Annotated in this window: 24 protein-coding genes and 1 riboswitch; of the genes, 14 read left to right on the top strand and 10 right to left on the bottom strand. The window is 62.7% G+C overall.

The features are described 5' to 3' along the window. Positions 1-88 precede the first annotated feature (88 nt). Entirely contained in the window at positions 89-493 is a 405-nt protein-coding gene (locus GOEFS_RS05295; protein ID WP_007316857.1) for a hypothetical protein, read from the top strand. Positions 494-1,617: 1,124 nt separating this feature from the next. On the opposite strand, the gene GOEFS_RS22345 is transcribed toward GOEFS_RS05295, so the two are convergent. The 5 genes from GOEFS_RS22345 to GOEFS_RS05320 form a co-directional block, all read right to left on the bottom strand. After that, positions 1,618-1,932, bottom strand: a complete 315-nt coding sequence (locus GOEFS_RS22345; protein ID WP_007316859.1) for a hypothetical protein — start codon at positions 1,930-1,932, stop codon at positions 1,618-1,620. A gap of 59 nt (positions 1,933-1,991) precedes the next feature. Continuing rightward, a complete protein-coding gene (locus GOEFS_RS05305) occupies positions 1,992-2,516 on the bottom strand; it encodes an MspA family porin (RefSeq protein WP_083837244.1) in 525 nt (174 codons plus the stop codon). Between the two features lie 262 nt (positions 2,517-2,778). Beyond that, positions 2,779-3,648, bottom strand: a complete 870-nt coding sequence (locus GOEFS_RS05310; protein WP_007316861.1) for a 3-hydroxybutyryl-CoA dehydrogenase — start codon at positions 3,646-3,648, stop codon at positions 2,779-2,781. A 306-nt stretch (positions 3,649-3,954) separates the two neighbouring features. Continuing rightward, positions 3,955-5,247 (bottom strand): isocitrate lyase, encoded by a 1,293-nt coding sequence (aceA, locus tag GOEFS_RS05315; protein WP_007316862.1) that lies wholly within the window; start codon positions 5,245-5,247, stop codon positions 3,955-3,957. A gap of 363 nt (positions 5,248-5,610) precedes the next feature. Then, on the bottom strand, positions 5,611-6,405 hold the full coding sequence (locus tag GOEFS_RS05320; protein WP_007316863.1) for a hypothetical protein: 795 nt from the start codon (positions 6,403-6,405) through the stop codon (positions 5,611-5,613). A gap of 47 nt (positions 6,406-6,452) precedes the next feature. Between GOEFS_RS05320 and ramB the strand changes: the two genes are divergently transcribed. Beyond that, positions 6,453-7,862 carry an acetate metabolism transcriptional regulator RamB gene (gene ramB / locus GOEFS_RS05325; RefSeq protein ID WP_007316864.1) on the top strand — a complete coding sequence of 470 codons (1,410 nt, stop codon included), beginning with the start codon at positions 6,453-6,455 and terminating at the stop codon, positions 7,860-7,862. 12 nt (positions 7,863-7,874) lie between these two features. Here ramB and GOEFS_RS05330 read toward each other — a convergent pair whose 3' ends face one another. Then, complete coding sequence (locus GOEFS_RS05330) at positions 7,875-8,492, bottom strand: TetR/AcrR family transcriptional regulator (RefSeq protein WP_007316865.1); 618 nt, start codon at positions 8,490-8,492, stop codon at positions 7,875-7,877. A gap of 89 nt (positions 8,493-8,581) precedes the next feature. Here GOEFS_RS05330 and GOEFS_RS05335 point away from each other — a divergent pair, with 89 nt between their 5' ends. Together GOEFS_RS05335 and GOEFS_RS05340 are read left to right on the top strand one after the other, a co-directional pair. Beyond that, positions 8,582-9,124, top strand: a complete 543-nt coding sequence (locus GOEFS_RS05335; protein WP_007316866.1) for a carboxymuconolactone decarboxylase family protein — start codon at positions 8,582-8,584, stop codon at positions 9,122-9,124. Next, positions 9,121-9,759 carry a class I SAM-dependent methyltransferase gene (locus GOEFS_RS05340; RefSeq protein ID WP_007316867.1) on the top strand — a complete coding sequence of 213 codons (639 nt, stop codon included), beginning with the start codon at positions 9,121-9,123 and terminating at the stop codon, positions 9,757-9,759. Before GOEFS_RS05335 ends, GOEFS_RS05340 begins: the two co-directional genes overlap by 4 nt. A 7-nt stretch (positions 9,760-9,766) precedes the next feature. On the opposite strand, the gene GOEFS_RS05345 is transcribed toward GOEFS_RS05340, so the two are convergent. Next, on the bottom strand, positions 9,767-10,252 hold the full coding sequence (locus GOEFS_RS05345; protein WP_040524547.1) for an SRPBCC family protein: 486 nt from the start codon (positions 10,250-10,252) through the stop codon (positions 9,767-9,769). Positions 10,253-10,290: 38 nt separating this feature from the next. After that, entirely contained in the window at positions 10,291-10,635 is a 345-nt protein-coding gene (locus GOEFS_RS05350) for an ArsR/SmtB family transcription factor (RefSeq protein WP_040524535.1), read from the bottom strand. Between the two features lie 88 nt (positions 10,636-10,723). On the opposite strand from GOEFS_RS05350, the gene GOEFS_RS05355 reads away from it, so the two are divergent. The 8 genes from GOEFS_RS05355 (at position 10,724) to GOEFS_RS05390 (ending at position 15,868) form a co-directional block, all read left to right on the top strand. Further along, positions 10,724-11,536: a class I SAM-dependent methyltransferase gene (locus GOEFS_RS05355; RefSeq protein WP_007316870.1), complete on the top strand. Its 813-nt coding sequence runs from the start codon at positions 10,724-10,726 to the stop codon at positions 11,534-11,536. Further along, positions 11,536-11,886 carry a cupin domain-containing protein gene (locus GOEFS_RS05360; protein ID WP_007316871.1) on the top strand — a complete coding sequence of 117 codons (351 nt, stop codon included), beginning with the start codon at positions 11,536-11,538 and terminating at the stop codon, positions 11,884-11,886. Before GOEFS_RS05355 ends, GOEFS_RS05360 begins: the two co-directional genes overlap by 1 nt. 43 nt (positions 11,887-11,929) lie before the next feature. After that, positions 11,930-12,595 carry a helix-turn-helix domain-containing protein gene (locus tag GOEFS_RS05365; protein WP_007316872.1) on the top strand — a complete coding sequence of 222 codons (666 nt, stop codon included), beginning with the start codon at positions 11,930-11,932 and terminating at the stop codon, positions 12,593-12,595. A gap of 92 nt (positions 12,596-12,687) precedes the next feature. Beyond that, positions 12,688-13,164, top strand: coding sequence for an MTB12 C-terminal domain-containing protein (locus GOEFS_RS05370; protein WP_007316873.1), 477 nt, complete (start codon positions 12,688-12,690; stop codon positions 13,162-13,164). 10 nt (positions 13,165-13,174) lie between these two features. Next, the gene (locus GOEFS_RS05375; protein ID WP_007316874.1) at positions 13,175-13,900 is read left to right on the top strand and encodes an ABC transporter ATP-binding protein; all 726 of its coding nucleotides are present in this window, start codon (positions 13,175-13,177) and stop codon (positions 13,898-13,900) included. Beyond that, complete coding sequence (locus GOEFS_RS05380) at positions 13,897-14,715, top strand: hypothetical protein (protein WP_007316875.1); 819 nt, start codon at positions 13,897-13,899, stop codon at positions 14,713-14,715. The genes GOEFS_RS05375 and GOEFS_RS05380 overlap by 4 nt, the downstream gene beginning before the upstream one ends. A gap of 44 nt (positions 14,716-14,759) precedes the next feature. Further along, complete coding sequence (locus GOEFS_RS05385) at positions 14,760-15,431, top strand: rhomboid-like protein (protein ID WP_007316876.1); 672 nt, start codon at positions 14,760-14,762, stop codon at positions 15,429-15,431. Positions 15,432-15,456: 25 nt separating this feature from the next. Further along, positions 15,457-15,544: riboswitch (guanidine-III (ykkC-III) riboswitch) on the top strand. Positions 15,545-15,553: 9 nt separating this feature from the next. Next, entirely contained in the window at positions 15,554-15,868 is a 315-nt protein-coding gene (locus tag GOEFS_RS05390; RefSeq protein WP_007316877.1) for a DMT family transporter, read from the top strand. 4 nt (positions 15,869-15,872) lie between these two features. On the opposite strand, the gene GOEFS_RS05395 is transcribed toward GOEFS_RS05390, so the two are convergent. Beyond that, entirely contained in the window at positions 15,873-16,745 is an 873-nt protein-coding gene (locus GOEFS_RS05395) for a DNA-3-methyladenine glycosylase family protein (protein WP_040524536.1), read from the bottom strand. Positions 16,746-16,750: 5 nt separating this feature from the next. Next, positions 16,751-18,136: a dihydrolipoyl dehydrogenase gene (gene lpdA, locus GOEFS_RS05400; protein ID WP_040524550.1), complete on the bottom strand. Its 1,386-nt coding sequence runs from the start codon at positions 18,134-18,136 to the stop codon at positions 16,751-16,753. Positions 18,137-18,263: 127 nt separating this feature from the next. On the opposite strand from lpdA, the gene GOEFS_RS05405 reads away from it, so the two are divergent. Then, positions 18,264-18,818 (top strand): TetR/AcrR family transcriptional regulator, encoded by a 555-nt coding sequence (locus GOEFS_RS05405; protein WP_007316880.1) that lies wholly within the window; start codon positions 18,264-18,266, stop codon positions 18,816-18,818. Next, a complete protein-coding gene (locus GOEFS_RS05410; RefSeq protein ID WP_007316881.1) occupies positions 18,815-20,023 on the top strand; it encodes an NADH:flavin oxidoreductase in 1,209 nt (402 codons plus the stop codon). Before GOEFS_RS05405 ends, GOEFS_RS05410 begins: the two co-directional genes overlap by 4 nt. Positions 20,024-20,033: the final 10 nt, after the last annotated feature.

The raw sequence follows: 20,033 nt of genomic DNA on the forward strand, positions 1-20,033 counted from the left end.
CCTGGGGATCGGGGTCGGTTCCCGGACGGTCACCAGGCTGATCCCCTTCACCGGGCTCGTTGCCACCCTCACCCGGCTGGTCACCAGGTTGCTGCCCGCCGGGCTCACCACCAGGCTGATCCCCTTCACCGGGCTGGTCGCCACCCTCACCGGGTTGGTCGCCAGGTTGCTGCCCGCCGGGCTCACCACCGGGCTGATCTCCCTCACCGGGCTCGTTGCCACCCTCACCCGGTTGATCGCCAGGCTGCTGCCCACCGGGCTCACCACCAGGCTGGTCCCCGCTGCCTGGTTCGTCGCCGGTGCCGGGGCGCGGTTGGGGACTGGGATTGCGTCGCCGAGATTCGTCATCAAACGCTCGACGTACCCGATCAATGATCCCTTGCAGGCGTTTCTTTTCTTCTGGACTGAGCGGACTCTTTTTTATGTCCCTCTCGAACTGATCGAGTTTGTCGCGCATCCTCTGATTGCTTTCGTCAAACTCGTCCGGACTTAACTGCTGCAGCCTGCGCTGCAACTCTCCCGCCAGATCACGCTCAAGACGTTCGAGCTCTTCAATTATTCGATCAATGTTTTGCGACGGCGACCCAGGCGGCACCGGACGCACTGGCGGCTTCGGTCGAACGGGTGGCTTACGCTGAAACAGACGAGGCAAAATCCGCACTATGCCAAGCCACGCTGGCTGCAGCTGACCATCAGCCGAACCATCCTTGCCGCCACCACTATCACCACTGCCGTTGTTCTGTCCCTCCCCAGAATCTTGACTCTCCCCGCTAGGGGCTATCGGGCTACCACTCCCACCGTCACTTTGCCCGCCACCGTCACTTTGGCCGCCGCCATCACTTTGACCACCACCGTCGCTCTGGCCGCCGCCTATCTGCTGAGGGGATTCATCCATCCCTGACTGATCAGGGCCAGCCGGTGTGTCGGGTGTCCGATTGGTTATCTCGTCGGGTGCCGACGGTCCAGAAGGTACGACCGTGGCCACCGTGCGGCGATTGACACTGATCGCACCCGCGGTGACCGCACCGGCACCCGCGAGCAGCCATACCCACACCGGAATCTGATCCCCGTCACGGTCGCCGGCCGGAGGCGGTTGCGGAGCCGGCCCCACACTCGGACGCAGCCCTGGCGCAGCCGGCGCGCTCGGCGCTGCAGGTGTTCGTGGGGCGGCAGGTACACGCGGAACGCTCGTTCCGGCCTGTTGCGTCGGCACCGCCGGCACGGGAGCAGGTGGCGTGCGGCCAGTAGCGGGCGCTCGTGGCGCAGGAGCCGCCGGGCCACGTTGCCCTGGTGCAGGCACAATGGGGGTGCCATTGCCCTCACCAGGACCTGGACCGGGGTTAGCGCCGATACCAACGCCGCCGCCGCTGCCGTTGTTAGTGCCGGTCGTCGGTGGTGGCGTGTTCTGAGTAGGCGGCGGGGTGTAGGTCGGAACACTGATACACGGCCAATTCGACCCATACTGGGCCCGCATCGCATCGCACAACGCATCAGCATGGACTGGTGACTGTTCAGCGGCTATGGTTGCCGCGCCAATACCACCTCCGATGCCCAGCAGCGACAACGCCGCTATACCCGCCGCGGTACGCCGCGACCACCACCGCCGGTCCGACCGTTTCATCGGTTGCCCATGATCGCGGCAATGATGGCGTCAGCGCCGGCCCAAAACCAACGTCCGGCGATCGACATCACTAGGAAGAACACCAGAAAGACCGGGATCGGTCCCCATCGGTCAGACCAGCCGGACATACTCGTCAAATTTGCCGCGGCAACAATCAACAAAAGTGTCCCGGCGATGAAGAGCACCACTTTGAGGACCGGGATACCGCCCGCGCTGGCGTCACCGGCGGGTTCGCTCGCAGCGCCGCCGTCGCTGCGCTGTACACCTTCAACGCGCGGGATAGGTGTGGTGTCAGCAGAACTATGAGTCATCTCGGTATCTCCCCGGATCTCGAACAAGTAGTGGTCACCGTGTTAACGGCGCTCAGCGTTTACAGGTAGTGAGGTTTGCCATAAACGTGAATAGTGTTGTCGTTCAACGGCGTTGAAATCGCCACCGACACATAAGCACGGACCGCGACCGGCCCCAAACACCCCGACACCTTCACATGCACCCCATCAAGCTCCACCCCAGCATGCGCAGCAGCAAGCTTCTTCGACCCAAACGACACATCCGAAATCGTGCCCGGCCGCAACGTCGTAGACACATTCGGCAACACCTGCGCGCCAATCACCAACGCCGGCGGATACGTAATCGACATCTGCGCCGTCGGACCACCGGTCACCCCAAGAGTGACCCCCGACGTCACATCGGTATTACACGCGACAGCAAACCCCACCGACAACGCACCGGAGTTCACCGCAACCTTCCCTGCCCCGCGAATGTCCGCCGTCCCCTTCAACGACAAATACCCTTCACGCGTCCACGGACTCTGATCCAACGGAGGCACCGACCGCACCTTCTCGTTCAACTTCGACGCCGAAACCACCCAGCCGTCGTCAGTCCGCTTCGACACCGACCGATCAGCAAACGATGACGCAGACGCTGTCCCAGCTCCGAATACACCTAGAACCGTCGCGATCAACACAACGACGGACCCCACCCGCTCTCGATCTACCACTTTCCCCCTCGGATCTCGATGCACGTTCGGTGCGACGTAGTTATACCCGAATACAAGATCACATATGTCTGGTTTGCGCAACAATACAGGCAACAAACGGAGTGTCAAGGTTAGCCAAGGCGCTTGTGGCGCACCCTGAACCTGCAGCGGCGCGACCCTACTTCTTCGCGTATTCGTAGAAGCCCTGCCCGGACTTCTTACCGACGCGCCCGGCCTCGACCATTCGCAGCAGCAGTGGTGGCGGCGCGAATAGGGGTTCGCGGTACTCGTCGTACATCTTGTCGGCGATGGCTTTGACGGTATCCAGCCCCACCATGTCGCTGAGTTTCAACGGGCCCATCGGATGTGCGCAGCCGAGCACCATCGCACGGTCGATATCGTCGACGGTGGCATAGCCCCCTTCGACCATCCGGATCGCCGACAACAGGTACGGCACCAGCAGCGCGTTGACCACGAACCCGGAGCGATCAACACAGCGCACGACCTGTTTGCCGAGGACGTCATGCGCGAAAGCTTCTGCACGACAATAAGTTTCGTCGCTGGTATCCAGCGTGGTGACCAGCTCCACCAACGGCAGCACGGGAACCGGGTTAAAGAAATGCATCCCGACGACCCGGCGAGGATTGGCGGTAGCCATCGCGATCTTCATGATCGGGATCGACGAGGTATTCGACGCCAGCACGGCGTCGGGATCGGTAACAATGGCGTCGAGTTTGCCGAAGAGTTCGGTTTTGATGGCCTCATCTTCGATGATCGCTTCGATCACCAACTGACGATCGGCGAAGTCGGCGAGTTCGCAGGTGAATCGCAAGCAGTCGACCGCTTGATCGCGTTCGCGACCGGTGAGTTTCCCGCTGGATACGCCGCGGTCGAGCGACTTAAGGATTCGGGCGCGTCCGGCCTCGAGTAATCCGGCGCTCGATTCGAAGATGAGAACGTCGGCCGACGCACGCGCGCAGACCTCGGCGATACCCGCGCCCATCTGCCCGGCCCCAACGATGCCCACCCGAGAAACGCTCGAAACCATACGAAAATCCTTACGCACCAACAAAATTGGCTACACAGTAGCCAATGGAACCGCCACCAGGACGGGCAACAAAAGGTTAGTCATCCCGCTGGGCGACGCTGACTCGAAGATGTGAAATATCGTCCCCCTCAGTGAGACCGAAGGGCATATTGCCCTCGGACGTCCCTCACGGGGCCGAAATTTCAAACAGAGCGGAGGGTAAACCTGCAGGGGAACGCCCAAAAAACCAATCACCTACAAGTCAGGCGGCCCGCAACGGAAAGTCACGAGCCGCCTGCTTGTTCGCTAAAGACGCCGAGAGGGGGACTAGTGGAACTGGCCCTCTTCGGTCGAGCCCTTCAGCGCCGCGGTCGACGTGTTGGGGTCAACCGTGGTTGCGATCCGGTCGAAGTAGCCGGCGCCAACCTCACGCTGGTGCTTGGTGGCGGTGTAACCGCGCTCCTCAGCAGCGAACTCGCGCTCCTGCAGGTCGACGTAGGCCGACATCTGGTTGCGGGCGTAGCCGTAAGCCAGGTCGAACATCGAGTAGTTGAGGGCGTGGAAGCCGGCCAGGGTGATGAACTGGAACTTGAAGCCCATCGCGCCGAGCTCGTTCTGGAACTTGGCGATGGTGTCGTCGTCCAGGTGCTGCTTCCAGTTGAAGGAAGGCGAGCAGTTGTAGGCCAGCAGCTGGTCGGGGAATTCCGACTTGACGGCCTCGGCGAACTTCTTGGCGACCTCGAGATCGGGCTTGCCGGTCTCCATCCAGATCAGGTCGGCGTAAGGAGCGTAGGCCTTCGCACGGGCGATGCAGGGCTCGATGCCCTTCTGCACGTTGTAGAAGCCTTCGCTGGTGCGCTCGCCGGTGACGAATGGCTTGTCGCGATCGTCAACGTCGGAGGTGATCAGGGTGGCGGCTTCGGCGTCGGTACGCGCGATGACGACGGTGGGGGTACCGGCGACGTCGGCGGCCAGGCGAGCCGAGGTCAGGGTGCGGATGTGCTGCTGGGTGGGGATGAGCACCTTGCCACCGAGGTGGCCGCACTTCTTCTCCGAAGCGAGCTGATCTTCCCAGTGGGTACCGGCGGCACCAGCGGCGATCATCGCCTTCTGCAGTTCGTAGACGTTGAGCGCGCCACCGAAGCCGGCTTCACCGTCGGCGACGATCGGGACGAGCCAGTTGTCGACAGACTTGTCACCCTCGGTAGCGGCGATCTCGTCGGCGCGCAGCAGTGCGTTGTTGATGCGGCGAACGACGGCCGGAACCGAGTTGGCCGGGTACAGCGACTGGTCGGGGTAGGTGTGGCCGGACAGGTTGGCGTCACCGGCGACCTGCCAACCCGACAGGTAGATGGCCTTGAGGCCGGCGCGAACCTGCTGCACAGCCATGTTGCCGGTCAGCGCACCGAGCGCGTTGATGTAGGAGTCGTCACCCTTGGTGACACCCTCCCAGAGGATTTCCGCGCCGCGGCGAGCGAGGGTGTTCTCCTCGACGACCGATCCCTGGAGATCGGCGACCTGCTGCGCGGTGTAATCGCGGGTGATGCCCTTCCAGCGCGGGTTGGTGTCCCAATCCTGCTGGATTTCGGCGGCGGTACGTGGCTTACCGACGTTGCTCATTAGCTACTTCGCTTTCTTCTACTGCGACCGGTTTCGAATCGCTGTCGTCAAGGCTGTCGTCAAGGCGAGAGAATCTTGCAAAACCTTCGGCGCCTCTAGGCGGTGCCTTCATCGAGGATGCCACAGACTAAACCCCCAGGTCCAACCCCTTTCAACTGCAAAAATGGGTTAGCTTTTCCCGTAACCTTGCAAATTTTGCGAAACTGGTCGTGTGAATCTTTTGGCGACGCCGGCAAAAAGTACGCGCGTACTGGGATTTTGGCCGCCGGCATCAAAGAGCCAGCAGCGAGCCGCTCGACGCCGGGGGTCGGTCGTCGCGCCCGCCAGACCCTCGATCAGTGAAGAATTTCACACACCCGCGCATTACCCAGCGGTAACCCCGGCGGCTGAAATCGCCCTGCCGAACAGCCCGACGAACTCATCGTCGGACATCGGTGAACGTGGTGTGCCGGCAGGTTTCGCGAAGTCGCTCGCTTCGCCGACCGACGTCAGCTGCACCGTGACCGGCACGGCGTCGGGCGCATCGAAGGTGAATCGTCCGGTGGCGTACCCAGCTAGGCTGACCGATGTCGACACCGAGCCGTCGCCGATTCGCGTGCTCACCGTGCTGCGGAGCACGAACAGGTCGATGATCCGGAGCGAACCGACCCGCCCGACATATCCGGCGGTCGACGACTCCATCGCGGGTGCGTCGAGTCGAACATGGTCGGTGGTGATGACCGCGCCCTTCATCGACCCCGCGGTCACCGACGTCGTGGTCCGAGCGCAGTCGCGGGTGCTGGTCCGAATGTCGGCGCCGACATCGCGGGTCACGGTCGACACCACTTCGGTGAGCCCCGCTGTCAGCGACCTCGCGCCGAGGACAGCCGCATTCACCGGGGTCAGCGCCTTGTTGAATTGCTCATCCGCGGTCGGCCGGCACTGTTGCGGGCTGATCTCGGTACCGGCCGACAGCGTGAGTTGCTGCGAGTTGGCCGCGGTGAGGTCGTTGACGGTTAGCGACTCCGACGTAAATCCCGCCGGGAGGGCAGCCGGGGACAGCAGCATATCCGCGGGCACCGGCCGCTCGACGTCGACTCCCCCGCCGCATCCGCTCACCAGTGCGGCGCCAATCAGCAGTCCCCCAAGCGCCGTCGGCAGGCGATACGGTTGGCTCACGGCCCAACCGTACCGTGGGTGCGTTCGAAAGAATCGGTGGTAGCACGGTGAGTAAGACCTATGTCGGCTCGCGACTTCGACAATTGCGCTCCGAACGCGGTATGTCCCAAGTTTCGCTAGCGCAGACCCTCGGCATTTCGCCGTCGTATCTGAACCAGATCGAACATGATGCCCGACCGCTGACGTCGATGGTGCTGTCGAGGATCACCGAGATATTCGGCATCGAGGCCAGCTTCTTCGATTCACAGGACAACGTCCGGCTCGTCGCCGAACTCCGCGAAGCGATGCTCGACGAGGATGTCGAAGCCGCGGCCGCGGCAACCGATCCGCAAGCGGTAGCAGACATGGTCGCCAACAATCCCGCGATGGCACAGGCAATGGTCAATCTCCACCGGCGCTACCGGGTGGTCACCGATCAATTGGCAGCGGCGACTGACGAACGTGGTGACCGCAGTATGCGCGGCAGTATCAGTGCCCCGCATGAAGAGGTGCGCGACTATTTCTATCAGCGCCGCAATTACATTCACGACCTCGACGTCGCCGCCGAGGAACTATCCACCCGGATGCGTATGCACTCCGGGGATGTTCGCCAGGCAATCGTCGATCGCCTGCAACGGGTACATGGGGTGTCACTCAACCGCCGAGTCGACCTCGGCGACTATGTGCTGCACCAATTCGACCCTGGCGCACGGCGACTCGATATCTCGGCCGCCCTGTCGGCCGGGCAACGCACCTTCAAGATCGCAGCCGAGTTGGCCTACCTCGAATACGGCGACCTGATGAACAATCTCGTCGACGAAGGCAATTTCACCACCGACGACGCCAGGTCGCTCGCCCTCCTTGGGCTGGCCAACTACTTCGCCGCCGCGACCATCCTGCCGTATACCCAATTCCACGGCGCCGCAGAGGATTTCCGCTACGACATCGAACGTCTCTCCGCGTTCTACGCCGTGTCCTACGAAACAATCTGCCACCGACTCTCCACCCTGCAGCGACCCAATCTGCGCGGTATCCCGTGGTCATTCGTCCGCGTCGACCGAGCCGGGAATATGTCAAAACGACAGTCCGCCACCGGATTTCACTTCTCGTCCAGTGGCGGTACCTGTCCACTGTGGAATGTCTACGAGACCTTCGGCTCACCGGGAAAGATCCTCACCCAGATCGCACAGATGCCCGACGGCCGCAACTACTTCTGGGTTGCGCGCACTGTCGAGCGTCGAGCAACTCGATTCGGCCAGGCCGGCAAGACTTTTGCCATCGGGCTCGGCTGCGAGTTGCGCCATGCCGCGCGCGTGATCTATTCCGATGGTTTGGAAATCGGCCCGCAAGCCCGGGTAACGCAGATCGGTGCGGGCTGTCGGGTATGCGAACGCACCAACTGTCCGCAACGCGCGTTTCCCGCTCTCGGTGCCCGACTCGACATCAACGAGCATCGGAGCAGTGTGTCGCCGTACTGAACGTGCCGATGATCAGTCGACGACGTAGCTTGCCAACATCGCCACCGCTCCCTCGATCACCACGCCGAAGTCGCGGTCGGGGTTGGCGAGGTACGCCAGGGTGAGGCCGTCGGTCACTACGATGACCAACGGTGCGAGTTCTTCCGGCGGCAGCGACCACCTGATGCCGCCGACGTTCGCGGCGATGATCAATAGTCGAGCCGCCAATTCGTAGTAGCCGTGGTAGAGCCGGCGCGCCAGATGGTCGATACCGCCGGTCCGCTGCGCATACAGCGCTAAGGAGACAAGGGCGCGCTCGGCCCCCGGGTCCGCGGCCAACTTGTCCAAATATGTTTGCAGCCCGATCCGAATAACGTCGCCGATCGTCGTCGAGCCCGGTGCGGCCGATTCCAATTCACTAACCAAAGCCTCGAACGAAGAGATTTCAGCTGTGATGCCCGCTTCGACGACTTCCGCGAGTAGCCCGTCACGAGATCCGAAACTGTAGAACAGTCCGGATTGGCCAACGCCCGCCGCCTCGGCGATACGTCGCGTCGTCGCCGCCTCGACTCCGTCGGCGGCGATGATGCGCAGCGTCGCGTCAATGACCGATCGGCGCCGAATGTCGGTGGCCTGGCCTTTAGATGTCACAACCTCAGTTTATCGACCGCCAACTTCACCCACGTTAATCGCTTGAACTGACCATTCAGTATTTCACCGGTATCAGCTACCGTGACTCCATGAGCACCCCACGGATCACCCCGGGCGGCCTGCGTGAACTCGGTCCATTCAACTGGACCTTCGCACGCGGAGCATCGCTTGTTACGGGAGTCGACGACGCACATATCTTTTCCACACTCGGTCAGGCCAAGGGATTGTTCCGCGGCTGGTTGTACTACTCGGCGCGGATGATGCCGTTCGGCAAACTATCGCGCAAAGACACCGAGATGATCATCATCCGGGTCGCACACCTGCGCGAATGTGAGTATGAGATGGACCATCACAAACGCCTCGGCGCGCGCGCCGGCATCAAAGGCGCGCTCTACGACAATGTGATAGCCGGACCCGAAGCCGGCTGGGGCGACCGTGAACGCACGCTACTGCTGGCCACCGACGAACTGGTCAAGACTCGCGATATCTCCGACGGCGCATGGGAGGGGCTGCGTCGTCATCTCACCGAACCGCAACAAATCGCCTTCGTTCTGCTTGTCGGACAATATGATTCGCTCGCTACGACGCTGGGCACGTTGCGAATCGAACGCGACACTAAGCGCCGACCATGACATCTTTCGCCCAGCGCGTGATGCAGAACAAGGCGTTTTCCGTTATCTACCAAGATCTTTGGCGACCGACTTTCACCCGGATGTTCAGTTTCGGCGGTCGCGCGACGGCAGATTTCGACCGCGCGTTGGCTACTTATCTGAGCCGGCCCGGCGAACGGACGATTCTTGACGTCGCCTGCGGCCCGGGTAATTACACGGCCCGGTTGGCGGCCGGCCTCACCGGCGACGGTCGCTGCGTCGGCATCGACTTCGCTCCGTCGATGCTGAAGGCCGCCGTGCGCACCAACTCCGCCGCCCGAGCATCCTATGTTCGCGCCGATGGTCATGCTATCCCGTTCGCGGACAACACATTTGACACGGTCGCCTGCCTGGCAGCCCTCTATCTGATCCCCGACCCGCTGCCGGTGATCGACGAGTTGGCCCGGGTGTGCAAACCGGGCGGCGAGGTCGTCATCTTCACCTCGGTGCAGACCGAGTTGACGCGGCTACCCGGCGTGGCGACAGTAGTCGGGGTCGGCGGCCTCCGCATATTCGAGACGTGGGAGATCACCGGACGCCTGCACGACGCCGGATTCACCGACGTCGAGCAGACGATAATCGGGGTAGGACAGTATGTAATCGGGCGTAAGCCTTAGCCTCCGACTACGCGGCGAGCAAGTCGTCGATCTGGTTGATGGCACCGCTCGCGCCTTCGATGACACCCATGTCGAGGACCTTTTGTAGCCCCTCGGCGGTTTGATAGGTGCTCGTGTAGACCGCGCGCGTCTTTCCGTTGACGGTGCTGAACTGATAGTCGTTGCGCGCCACCGGCATATCCGGCACCGGGTTGAAGTCCTCGTCGGCAAACCCGTCGTCGAAGGAGAAGCTGTTCGGCTCGTCCACCGCGACGATCTGCCACCAGCCGGGGTACTTATCCCCCTCTGGACTGGTCATATAGTAGGTAACTCGTCCACCCGGCGCCAACTCGTGGTCGACGACGGTGGCCGGGTAGGTCGGCGGGCCCCAGATCTTCTCCAGTTGCCGCGGGTCGGCGTAGATTCCCCAGACCCGCTCGACCGGTGCGTCGAATTCCGCGGTAATGGTCAGGGTCAGGTCGTCGGTATCGCTTTTCACGTCGATAACAGGCATCTTCATCAATCCTTCTGTGGTGGTTGAATTTTCGGACTTCATTCGGTCGGTCGTGGAATATCGGCGGCGAGCAAGTCGTCGATCCGAGCGATCCGGCCTCGCCAGACGGCTTCGATCTCGTCAAGCATCGATGCCACCGATCGGACCGCTTCCACATCGCCGCTGGCCAACTGTTCGCGGCCACTGCGCCGCTTGGTGAGCAGCCCAGCCTTTTCCAGGACGGCGACGTGCTTTTGCACGGCGGCGAAACTCATGTCATAAGACTCCGCCAGCGCGCTGACCGAATACTCACCCGCCAACACACGCCGCAGAATGTCGCGTCTGGTGCGGTCGGCGAGAGAGTGGAACATCGCATCAGCTTTGTCCTCGTCAGCCTCGGTCACATTCCAATCATACAACCGATCGGTTGTACGTTGTCAAGCGTGCTAATTTAAAGTACGAAATTGCTCTAAATTGGAGAGGCGATCATCGATGGACTCAACCGAACTGCCGTTCGCGCAGCGAACACCGGCCGATATGCCCGGACACTGGCTGCTGGCGCGGCTCGGCAAGCGCGTACTTCGGCCCGGCGGCGCCGAACTCTCCGAACTCATGCTGAACGATTTGCCCATCGCGGGTGCCGACGTACTCGAAATCGCCCCCGGCCTCGGCCGGACCGCCACCGAAGTTCTCAATCGCGATCCGGGAAGCTATGTCGGAGTCGAATCCGACGCTGCCGCAGTGACACTCACCAAGTCGATCATCGGCGGCGCCGGTGAGGTCGTGGAGGCCGACGCTTCGGCGACCGGACTTCCCGACGCCTCGGTCGACATCGCGATCGGCGAGGCCATGCTCACCATGCAATCGGCACGGGGTAAGGGCACCATCGTGGCCGAGGCGCATCGCGTCCTGCGCGACGGCGGACACTATGCCGTGCATGAGCTCGCCATCCATCCCGATACGTTGCCCGCCGAGGACAAGACCGAATTGCAACGCACACTTGCCCGGTCGATCAAAGTTAACGCGCGCCCACTAACCGAAGCAGAATGGCGGGAACTGTTCCTGGCCAACGGTTTTGAGGTGATACAGGTGCGCTTCGCGCCGATGGCACTATTGCAGCCGCGACGAATCATCGCCGACGAAGGCTTCATCGGCGCACTGCGCTTCATCGGCAACGTCATCCGCGACGGAGAGTCCCGAGCGCGAGTCCTGCAGATGCGATCGACGTTCCGCAAATACCGCGCCAATTTGGCCGCGATCGAACTGGTGGTCCGCAAGGTGCCGCAACCGGGCGAGGTAGGTTGATGACCGCCCGCGCCTCCAACGTCGCCGAGTGGACCGAAGTGGGCGGTCTGGACGCTATCGAAGACGGTCCCCGAGCGGATCGTCCGCTGGTCAAAGTCGAGGCCCGCGAGGACGGCGTCACCGTTGTCCGAATCGCCTTTACCGGCGGCCAGCGAATGCCCGATCACCAAGCGGCGCAGCCGATTCTCATCATGGGACAGCACGGTAGAGTCGAGGTGAACATCGCGGGCACAGCTGTTGCGGTGACCCCCGGTCGCGCCGTACACATCGCGGCGAATGTACGTCACGAGTTGTCCGCGCAAGACGCGGCATCGGTTACGCTGCTGGTCCTCAACTCCGCCGAGGCGTAGGTACTGCAGGGCATAGCCGAACCGGGCTAATGAAGGGAAGCAGATGGCGACATCCGATCCGCGGGATGCGACCCTACAAATCCTGCGTTCTGCCACCGAGCCGATTGACGCCGGCGCCGTGGCCGATCTGCTCGGAGTTCACCTTACCACCGCCCGCTTCCATCTCAACAACCTGATCAAGACCGGTGATGTCACTACCACCGCGCTGCCGTCGGCGTCGGTGGGGCGCCCTCGACTCGGCTATCTGGCCGCCGCAACCGCACCCACCGGCGAATTGCTGAGCCTGCTACTCGGTCAGCTCGGGGCGACCGCCGGTGCCCGTGAACAGCGTGCTGCCGAAGCCGGTCATCTATGGGCAGCACAACACCCAGCCCCACCGCCGCCGACTCCGGTGCCCGACCCGGTCACCGTCGTCGCCGACGCACTCGCCGGACTCGGCTTCCAGGTGCGTTCGACGACCAGCGCATTCGGGTCTCACGAATTGCAGATTTGCTCGTGCCCGCTCAAAGAGCTCGGCGCAGACTATCCCGAAATAGCTCACGGCGTCGCGCGGGGAGCAATCGAAGAAGCACTCGCCGCAGCGTCGGCAACGCTCGGATCGCAATACGCGGTGACCGTGCGTCCCGATCTGAGCGGTGGCAACTGTGAGATCACGGTACGCCTGGCAGAACACGCACGACGTGATCGGGCCCACCCCGCTACACGGTAACTAAGGGTTGCCTTTCATAATTAAAATGAGTAGCGTCCTTTTTATTGCAGCAACATCTTCTGAGCTGCATCCACCCGAAAGGACACTCGGCAATGCCAAAACCGCTGCGCAGCATCTTCATCGTCGGCGCTTTGCTACTCGCCTTCGCCAGCACCGCGCTCGTCACGGCGCCCGCGCAAGCGAAGAACTTCCCACCCAACTTCACGGTGACCGCGGCCAATCCGACTCTCGGCGACCTCAACGACATCGTCGAATTCCTGGTGGAGACCCCGGCGTCGGATCAAGCCAAAGCAGCCAACGTCGAGGGCGGAATGAACTCGGTCGTCGTGCCGCGCACGGTGTATCAGCTCGGACTATTCCGCGCACCGCGCGGCTGGAACGACGTCACCGGCCCGCTGGTTCAGAAGGGCAACTCGGTCACCGCGACGCTCAACAGCGGATCGGCCGGTCGCCCCACCATCAAGATGACGATCGAGTTCAAGCGACTCGACGGCAATTGGAAACTCGCCGCCAGCTCGTTATGCCGGGGCGTCAAAACAGTCGGCCTCAACATCTATTGCAACAGCTAGCGCCTGTTACGTGATCGATATCGTCAACCTGCACAAGGCTTTTCGCGCCGGGACAGGCAGGGCGAGCGGGGTCAGCGCATTGCACGACGTCTCGCTACGCCTGCCCGGCGGTGAGCTGAGTTATCTGCTGGGCCTCAACGGTGCGGGTAAGTCGACGCTGCTGCGCTGCATCTGCGGTCTATCGGCGCCGACGAGTGGTCGGGTTACCTTCGGCGGCAACGCCGTGACCACCCTCCCCGACCGTGCCCGCCAGATCGGAATACATCTGGAAGCCAACAGATTTCCCGCAGGACACACCGCGCGGCGATACCTGCGGTGGCGTGCCGCTACCGCCGGCGTACCGCGCCACCGCGTCGACGACGTCTTAGACGCCGTCGGCATGAGCGGATACGCCGATCGCAGGCTCGGTGGCTTCTCACTTGGCATGAGCCAGCGGATCGGTATCGCGGCGGCACTACTCGCCGATCCCCCGGTGCTACTCTTCGACGAGCCGCTCAACGGCCTCGATATCGCCGGAATCCATTGGGCGCGTTCACTACTGACCGACCTGGCGAATCAGGGACGCACGGTCGTCGTCGCTTCGCATCTGCTCGATGAGGTCGCGCGCACGGCGGATCGGATCATCCTGCTCGATAGCGGCCGATTGATCGCAGATGCTCCACTCGCCGACTTCATCGGTGACGCGACGGATCTCGAAATCGCTTACCTGGCACACACTCGCGCGGTCGCCGGATGACGAAACTACTCGACATCGTCAGCCGTCTCACCGAAGCCATCCACGCCGAAGCTATCCGCACCGGCGGCAGCCGCAGCGTCGTCTGGCTGGTCGGAGTGCCACTGGCATTCGCGACATCGATAACGGTCACCCTGGCGGTGGCCATCGTGAGCGAACGATTCGCGACAATCGGGGCGAGCAGTTCCGATGCCACGACGATCCAAGTCACGTCGGTCACCACCACCAACTCTGCGTACTGGGTGATCACCTTCGCGGTGACCGTCGGCGCGGTCGTCGCGACCTACGCGCAGGCGTCCGCGGCACGCGGAGCCGCGAAAGATGTGGAGCACTTCGCGTTTGTGAACTCAGCAACAATGCCGATGGCGCGTTGGGTCTACTACGGCGTGGTGATGGCCGCGATATCGGCGCTACTCGTCGTCACGACGATGATGCTCCTCCCGACCATGTTTCCCCAGGTGTACGGGGGCGTAGACCTGGCCTCCGCCGACGGTTGGCGGTTCGTCTGGACCGTTCCCGTCTATGCTTTCGGCGCCTGCGGGTTCGGTGTCGGTATCGCCGCGGTCGTTGGAAATCCGGCGGGTTCGGTAGCACTCCTGCTCGGCTGGATGTATGTCATCGAGACGGCAATCGCGTTGGCGCCCAACGGTTACCAGATGCAGGGCTACATGCCCTTCCTCAATGCCGTCTACGCCACCGGACAGGAACTGGCATTTACCGCGCCGTGGTCGAAGACCAGTGGACTGGTCTACTTCCTGGGCGTGTCGGCGGCGACCTTCGGTGTCGGGCTTGTCCGTATTCGACGGCGTCGGCGCTAGTCTCGGGTAGCCATCAGCGGTGTCGCGGATGGAGAATCGTTTCCGTGCATACCGATGTCGGCCAGCGGATCTGGACATACCTCCGACGCTCCCCACTGACCTTTGCCTGGCTCGCGATCTTGCTCGCCACGACGGTCATCCAGCACATCCTCTCGCCGGGTGCTCTCGATACAGTCCTGGCCGACCGCTCGACCAATATCGATCATCTGACGTCAAATCCCTTGCGGGTCATGGTGCTCAGCCTGTTCTGGCTCGACGGCGGTGGTGCCGCGGCCTACTGGCTGCCGTACGCGGTCGCATTCGCGATATTCCTCGCGCCGGCCGAACGCTGGCTGGGCTGGCGCCGTTGGCTCGCAATTGGTCTCGCCGGACATATTCTCGCCACCCTGCTCAGCGAGGGCGCACTGGCCCTTGCCATCCGGCACGGTCTCGCCGACGACTCCATGCGCAACACTCAAGACGTCGGCGTCAGCTATTTTCTCGCCGCGATCATCGCGGTGTTGACCTTCCACATCGCGCGGCCCTGGCGATGGCTGTATCTCGCCGGGGTGCTCGGGTGTTACGCCGTCCCCCTGTCGATTTCGCCGACTTTCACTGCGCTGGGACACTTTTCATCAGTTTTGATTGGACTGGCCTGCTATCCATTGGTTCGCAACACGATGAGCGATCAATGGAATCCGATGGCCGGGTGGAGAGGCTCATCACCAACGGCGTGATCGATGACGGCGTCGTGCTATGTTGGCGATGTCGCGATGACACCCGGACGAGCGCACCGTACCCGGCACAATAACCTCCCGTCGCTTCGCTCGCCCCGACAAGACGGTGCAGGAGTTCGCAAATGGCATGGATCATTCTCGTTATTTCCGGTGTGCTGGAAGCAGTTTGGGCCACCGCACTCGGCAAATCTGACGGCTTTTCCCGGCTCGCGCCGTCGATAATCTTCGGCGTCGCGTTAGTCGCGTCGATGGCCGGTTTGGCTTACGCGATGCGCAGCCTACCGACGGGCACCGCTTACGCGGTCTGGGTCGGTATCGGTGCCGCGCTGACCGTCACCTATGCGATGGTGACCGGTGGCGAATCCGCATCGTGGCTCAAAGTCATCTTCATTCTCGGCATCGTCGGCTGCGTGGTCGGACTGAAGGCTCTGCACTGAGGATTCACATCCGACGATAGTCCCGGACCGACATCCGGTGCCCCCGACGTTCGGGCCGCGGTCCATAGAGTTCAATGAGTCGGATCACCCGGTTACGCTGTCCGGCAAAGGGTTCGAGCAACTCCAACATCCGGGCATCGTCGATACGCTCGCCGATCAGCGCGTTCCCTACGACATTCGGTATGTGGTAGTCCCCAACGGATACGGCGTCGGGATCGCCCAGTGCCCTGGTCCGTGTCTCCGCCGCCGTCCACGCACCGACGCCGCGCAACACCGTCAGCCTGTCGACGTGCCGCTCGACGTCGACCGATGCCGCGCCGCGAATCGTGCGCATTCGAACCGGTTCGGCCCCGCTGCGATGCCACTCCCAGTTGGGAATGTCGAGCCACGCCTCGCGAGTCGGTGGCACCCAAAGGTTTTCGATCCCCGGTGCCGGCTCGCCGTACTTCCGCACCAGATGCCGCCATGCCCGCCACGCTTCGGCGCCGACCACCTTCTGCTCCAGAATCGCCGGAACCAATGCCTCCCACACTCGCTCCGACCGACCGAGCCGAAAGCCGACCGCGCGTCGTGCCAGTTCATCGACAATACGATTCCCGGATCTCAACTCGCTCGGGTTATCTTGCGCGCCAAGGAAATTCGGCAGTTGATCGAGTAACCAATCGGCACCCGGCCCCCAGGCCGTCGCCGTCACGACACCACTTGATGCCGTAATACGCACGGCGCCAGCACCATCCGGCGTCAACGAGGCGCGGCAGACCGCCCCGCCTGTGTCGAATCTAAACGCCGGATCACCACTGCCACGACGATGAACGCCCACCGTTGCCGCGATATTCAGCGGCCACGGGGGCGTCCAGTCACGGGTCTTCGGCGTCAGGGTGGCTACAGGTTGATCATATGCCCGATAGCACCGTGGAAGGTCTCCTGCAGCGCCTCCGACATCGTCGGATGAGTATGCACGTTGCGCGCCAACTCATTTGCGGTGAGATCCCATTTCTGCGCGAGGGTAAGTTCGGGCAGCATCTCCGAGACATTGTCGCCGACCAGGTGACCACCGATGAGTTCGTTGTGCTCACCGTCGGTGATGAGTTTGACGAAACCCGCGGTCTCCGCGAGGCCCTGGGCCTTGCCGTTCGCGGTGAACGGGAAGGTCGACACCTTGACGTCGTAGCCCTCGGCCTTCGCCTGTTCCTCGGTGAGCCCGAAGGAGGCCACCTGCGGCTGACAGAAGGTCGCGCGCGGCATCATCCGGTAATCACCGAGGGTCATCGTCTCAGCGCCCGCGATGGTCTCCGCGGCGACGACGCCCTGCGCCTCGGCGACGTGCGCCAATTGCAGCTTGGCGGTGACGTCGCCGATGGCATAGATGCCATCGACGTTGGTGCGCATGTAGTCGTCGATCTCGATCGCGCCGCGTTCGGTCAGCGCGACGCCGGTGGTGTCCAGGCCGAATCCGTCGACGCGGGGAGCAAAGCCGACCGACATCAGAACCTTGTCGACGGTGATCTCGCCCGGCTGATTCTTCGCATCGGCGTAGGTGACGGTAACCGACGATCCGTTGTCGGTGACGGTCTGCACCTTGGTGGAGGTCAGGACCTTCACACCGAGTTTCTTGTACTGCTTGGCGATCTCCTTGGAGACGTCCTTGTCTTCGTTGGGCAGTACCCGGTCGAGGAATTCGATGATGGTGACGTCGACGCCGTAGTTGGCCAGCACGTAGCCGAACTCCATGCCGATGGCGCCCGCGCCGACGATGACGATCGACGACGGCAGCTCACGGGTGAGGATTTGGGTCTCGTAGGTAACCACATTGTCGGACAGTTCCACTCCGGGGAGCAGTTTTACCGTGGAACCTGTGTCGATGATGACATTGTCGAAGGTGATCTCGCGATCGCCAACGACGATCGTCTTGGCGTCGCGGAACACGCCATATCCGTCGATTTCGGTGATCTTGTTCTTCTTCATCAGGAAGTGGACACCCTTGACGATGCCGTCGGAGACCTTGCGGCTGCGGTCGAAGGCGGCTCCGAAGTCGAAGGTCACCTCCCCGGACATGCCGAAGGTGGCTGCCTGATGGTTGAAGATATGGGCCAGTTCGGCGTTGCGCAGCAACGCTTTTGACGGGATACAACCGACGTTAAGACAGACACCTCCCCAGTACTTCTCTTCGATGACTGCGGTTTTCTGACCCAACTGGGCCGCCCGGATCGCGGCAACGTACCCACCTGGACCTGCACCAAGGACAACTGTTTCAAAGTGTTCTGACACGATCGCCAGCCTAGTCCGCGCGCGCGAACGTCGCAGCGGCCCTCCCATACCCGCCGGTAACCGTGTCAGTGACGAGATAATCAAACACTGTTTCAATCACTGATTGGAATATGGTTTGATGGAGAGTATGACCCAGACCACAGCCAGTACTCGCGACCGGTTGCTCGACTGCGCGGAATCACTATTGGCCGCGGCGCCGTACGAAACGGTCTCGGTCCGGTCCATTTGCGCGAGTGCGGACGCCAACGTCGCAGCCGTCCACTATCACTTCGGCACTAAAGAAGATCTCGTCGTGGCCCTGCTCAACGAACGCCTGGCCCCGCATTGGGAGCGGCCACTCGACGACCTCGACGAGCGGCCCCGCGTAGCCGACATCGTCGACGCGATTCTCACGCCATTCCTGCGGCTACACGCCGATCCCCTGGGCCGCCTGCATCTACGACTACTCGCCCGCGTCGTCGACGACGCCGATCAGTCCAGTTGGCATGGCCGATGGTTTTCTCTGGATACCTGGAGTGCGTTGCTTCCGCGGGTCGATCGCGCTCAAGCCCGACGTCGGTGGGCGCTGGCTTTCGACCTCATCCTGCGGACGTTCAGCCGCACCGAAACACCGCTGTCCGACGACGCCGTAAGCGCCCTACGCGAATTCGTCATCGCCGGCCTCGGCGCTCCAGTCCGATGACTCGCCGCTCTGCCCTGCCCGATCCGTTCGCGCCGGCCGACCTCGGCCCGATCAGGCTGCGCAACCGACTCATCAAATGCGCCACCTTCGAAGGGATGACACCCGACGCCCTGGTCACCGATGAGCTCGTCGACTTCCATCGGGAGGTGGCTGCCGGCGGTGTCGGCATGAGCACCGTCGCCTATTGCGCCGTCGCCCCCGAGGGCCGGACCGACCGACATCAGATTTGGCTGCGCCCCGAGGCGGCAACCGGTCTGACGCGATTGACCGACGCCATCCATACCGAGGGTGCCAAGGCCGCCGCTCAACTCGGACACGCGGGCGCCGTCGCCAACTCCGCGTCGAACCGCCGTAAAGCGTTGGGCCCCAGCAGGATACCCGCGCCAATGGGGATGTCCTTAACGCACAAGGTAACGCCGGCCGAAATCAGGGAATTGGCAAAAACTTTCGCGGCAGCCGCGCGGATCGCCGTCGATGTCGGCTTCGACGGCCTCGAAATCCATTGCGGCCATAACTATTTGCTCAGCAGCTTCTTCTCGCCGCTGCTCAATCGTCGGCGCGACGAGTACGGCGGGTCACTCACGAACCGCGTGCGCTTCGCACGAGAAGTGCTCGAAGCGGTGCGGACCGAAGTTGGCCCCGCGGTCGCGGTCTGGGCAAAACTCGGCCTCTACGACGGCGCGCCGGGCGGCCTCCAGATCGACGAGGCATGTCAGATCGCGCAGCTTCTCGAACGCGACGGCCATCTCGACGCCATTGAACCAACAGCGGGCAGCTCCCTACTCAATCCGATGTACCTGTTCCACGGACGCGCGCCGCGTAAGGAATTCGCCGCCGCCTTCTCCGGCGCCTTGAGGGCCGGACTCAAAGTTGCCGGGCCGGTATTCCTCAAGCACTATCCGTACCACGACACCTATCTATTGCCGCTGGCCCGGCAACTTCGGCAAGCGGTCGGCCTGCCACTGATCCTGCTCGGCGGGGTCACCGACCGAGCGGCCATCGACACGGCGCTGAGCGAGGGTTTCGACTTCGTCGCGATGGGCCGTGCGCTGCTTCGGGAGCCGGAGTTGCCGCGATTGCTCGCCGCCGATCCGACCGCGCACTCCAAATGCACACATTGCAACCTGTGCATGCCGACCATCTACAGCAAGACCCGCTGTCCGATCCGCACAGGCGAGGTCACCGATCCGCTGGCGAACGGCTAACCTCGACCTG

The sequence above is a fragment of the Gordonia effusa NBRC 100432 genome (assembly GCF_000241305.1).
GTDB classification, from domain to species: domain Bacteria; phylum Actinomycetota; class Actinomycetes; order Mycobacteriales; family Mycobacteriaceae; genus Gordonia; species Gordonia effusa.

Coding starts and splice junctions, on each gene's coding strand:
- GOEFS_RS22345 (WP_007316859.1), bottom strand. CDS start 1,932: ATGACTCATAGTTCTGCTGACACCACACCTATCCCGCGCGTTGAAGGT.
- GOEFS_RS05310 (WP_007316861.1), bottom strand. CDS start 3,648: ATGGTTTCGAGCGTTTCTCGGGTGGGCATCGTTGGGGCCGGGCAGATG.
- aceA (WP_007316862.1), bottom strand. CDS start 5,247: ATGAGCAACGTCGGTAAGCCACGTACCGCCGCCGAAATCCAGCAGGAT.
- GOEFS_RS05335 (WP_007316866.1), top strand. CDS start 8,582: ATGAGCACCCCACGGATCACCCCGGGCGGCCTGCGTGAACTCGGTCCA.
- GOEFS_RS05340 (WP_007316867.1), top strand. CDS start 9,121: ATGACATCTTTCGCCCAGCGCGTGATGCAGAACAAGGCGTTTTCCGTT.
- GOEFS_RS05345 (WP_040524547.1), bottom strand. CDS start 10,252: ATGCCTGTTATCGACGTGAAAAGCGATACCGACGACCTGACCCTGACC.
- GOEFS_RS05355 (WP_007316870.1), top strand. CDS start 10,724: ATGGACTCAACCGAACTGCCGTTCGCGCAGCGAACACCGGCCGATATG.
- GOEFS_RS05360 (WP_007316871.1), top strand. CDS start 11,536: ATGACCGCCCGCGCCTCCAACGTCGCCGAGTGGACCGAAGTGGGCGGT.
- GOEFS_RS05365 (WP_007316872.1), top strand. CDS start 11,930: ATGGCGACATCCGATCCGCGGGATGCGACCCTACAAATCCTGCGTTCT.
- GOEFS_RS05370 (WP_007316873.1), top strand. CDS start 12,688: ATGCCAAAACCGCTGCGCAGCATCTTCATCGTCGGCGCTTTGCTACTC.
- GOEFS_RS05380 (WP_007316875.1), top strand. CDS start 13,897: ATGACGAAACTACTCGACATCGTCAGCCGTCTCACCGAAGCCATCCAC.
- GOEFS_RS05390 (WP_007316877.1), top strand. CDS start 15,554: ATGGCATGGATCATTCTCGTTATTTCCGGTGTGCTGGAAGCAGTTTGG.
- GOEFS_RS05405 (WP_007316880.1), top strand. CDS start 18,264: ATGACCCAGACCACAGCCAGTACTCGCGACCGGTTGCTCGACTGCGCG.
- GOEFS_RS05410 (WP_007316881.1), top strand. CDS start 18,815: ATGACTCGCCGCTCTGCCCTGCCCGATCCGTTCGCGCCGGCCGACCTC.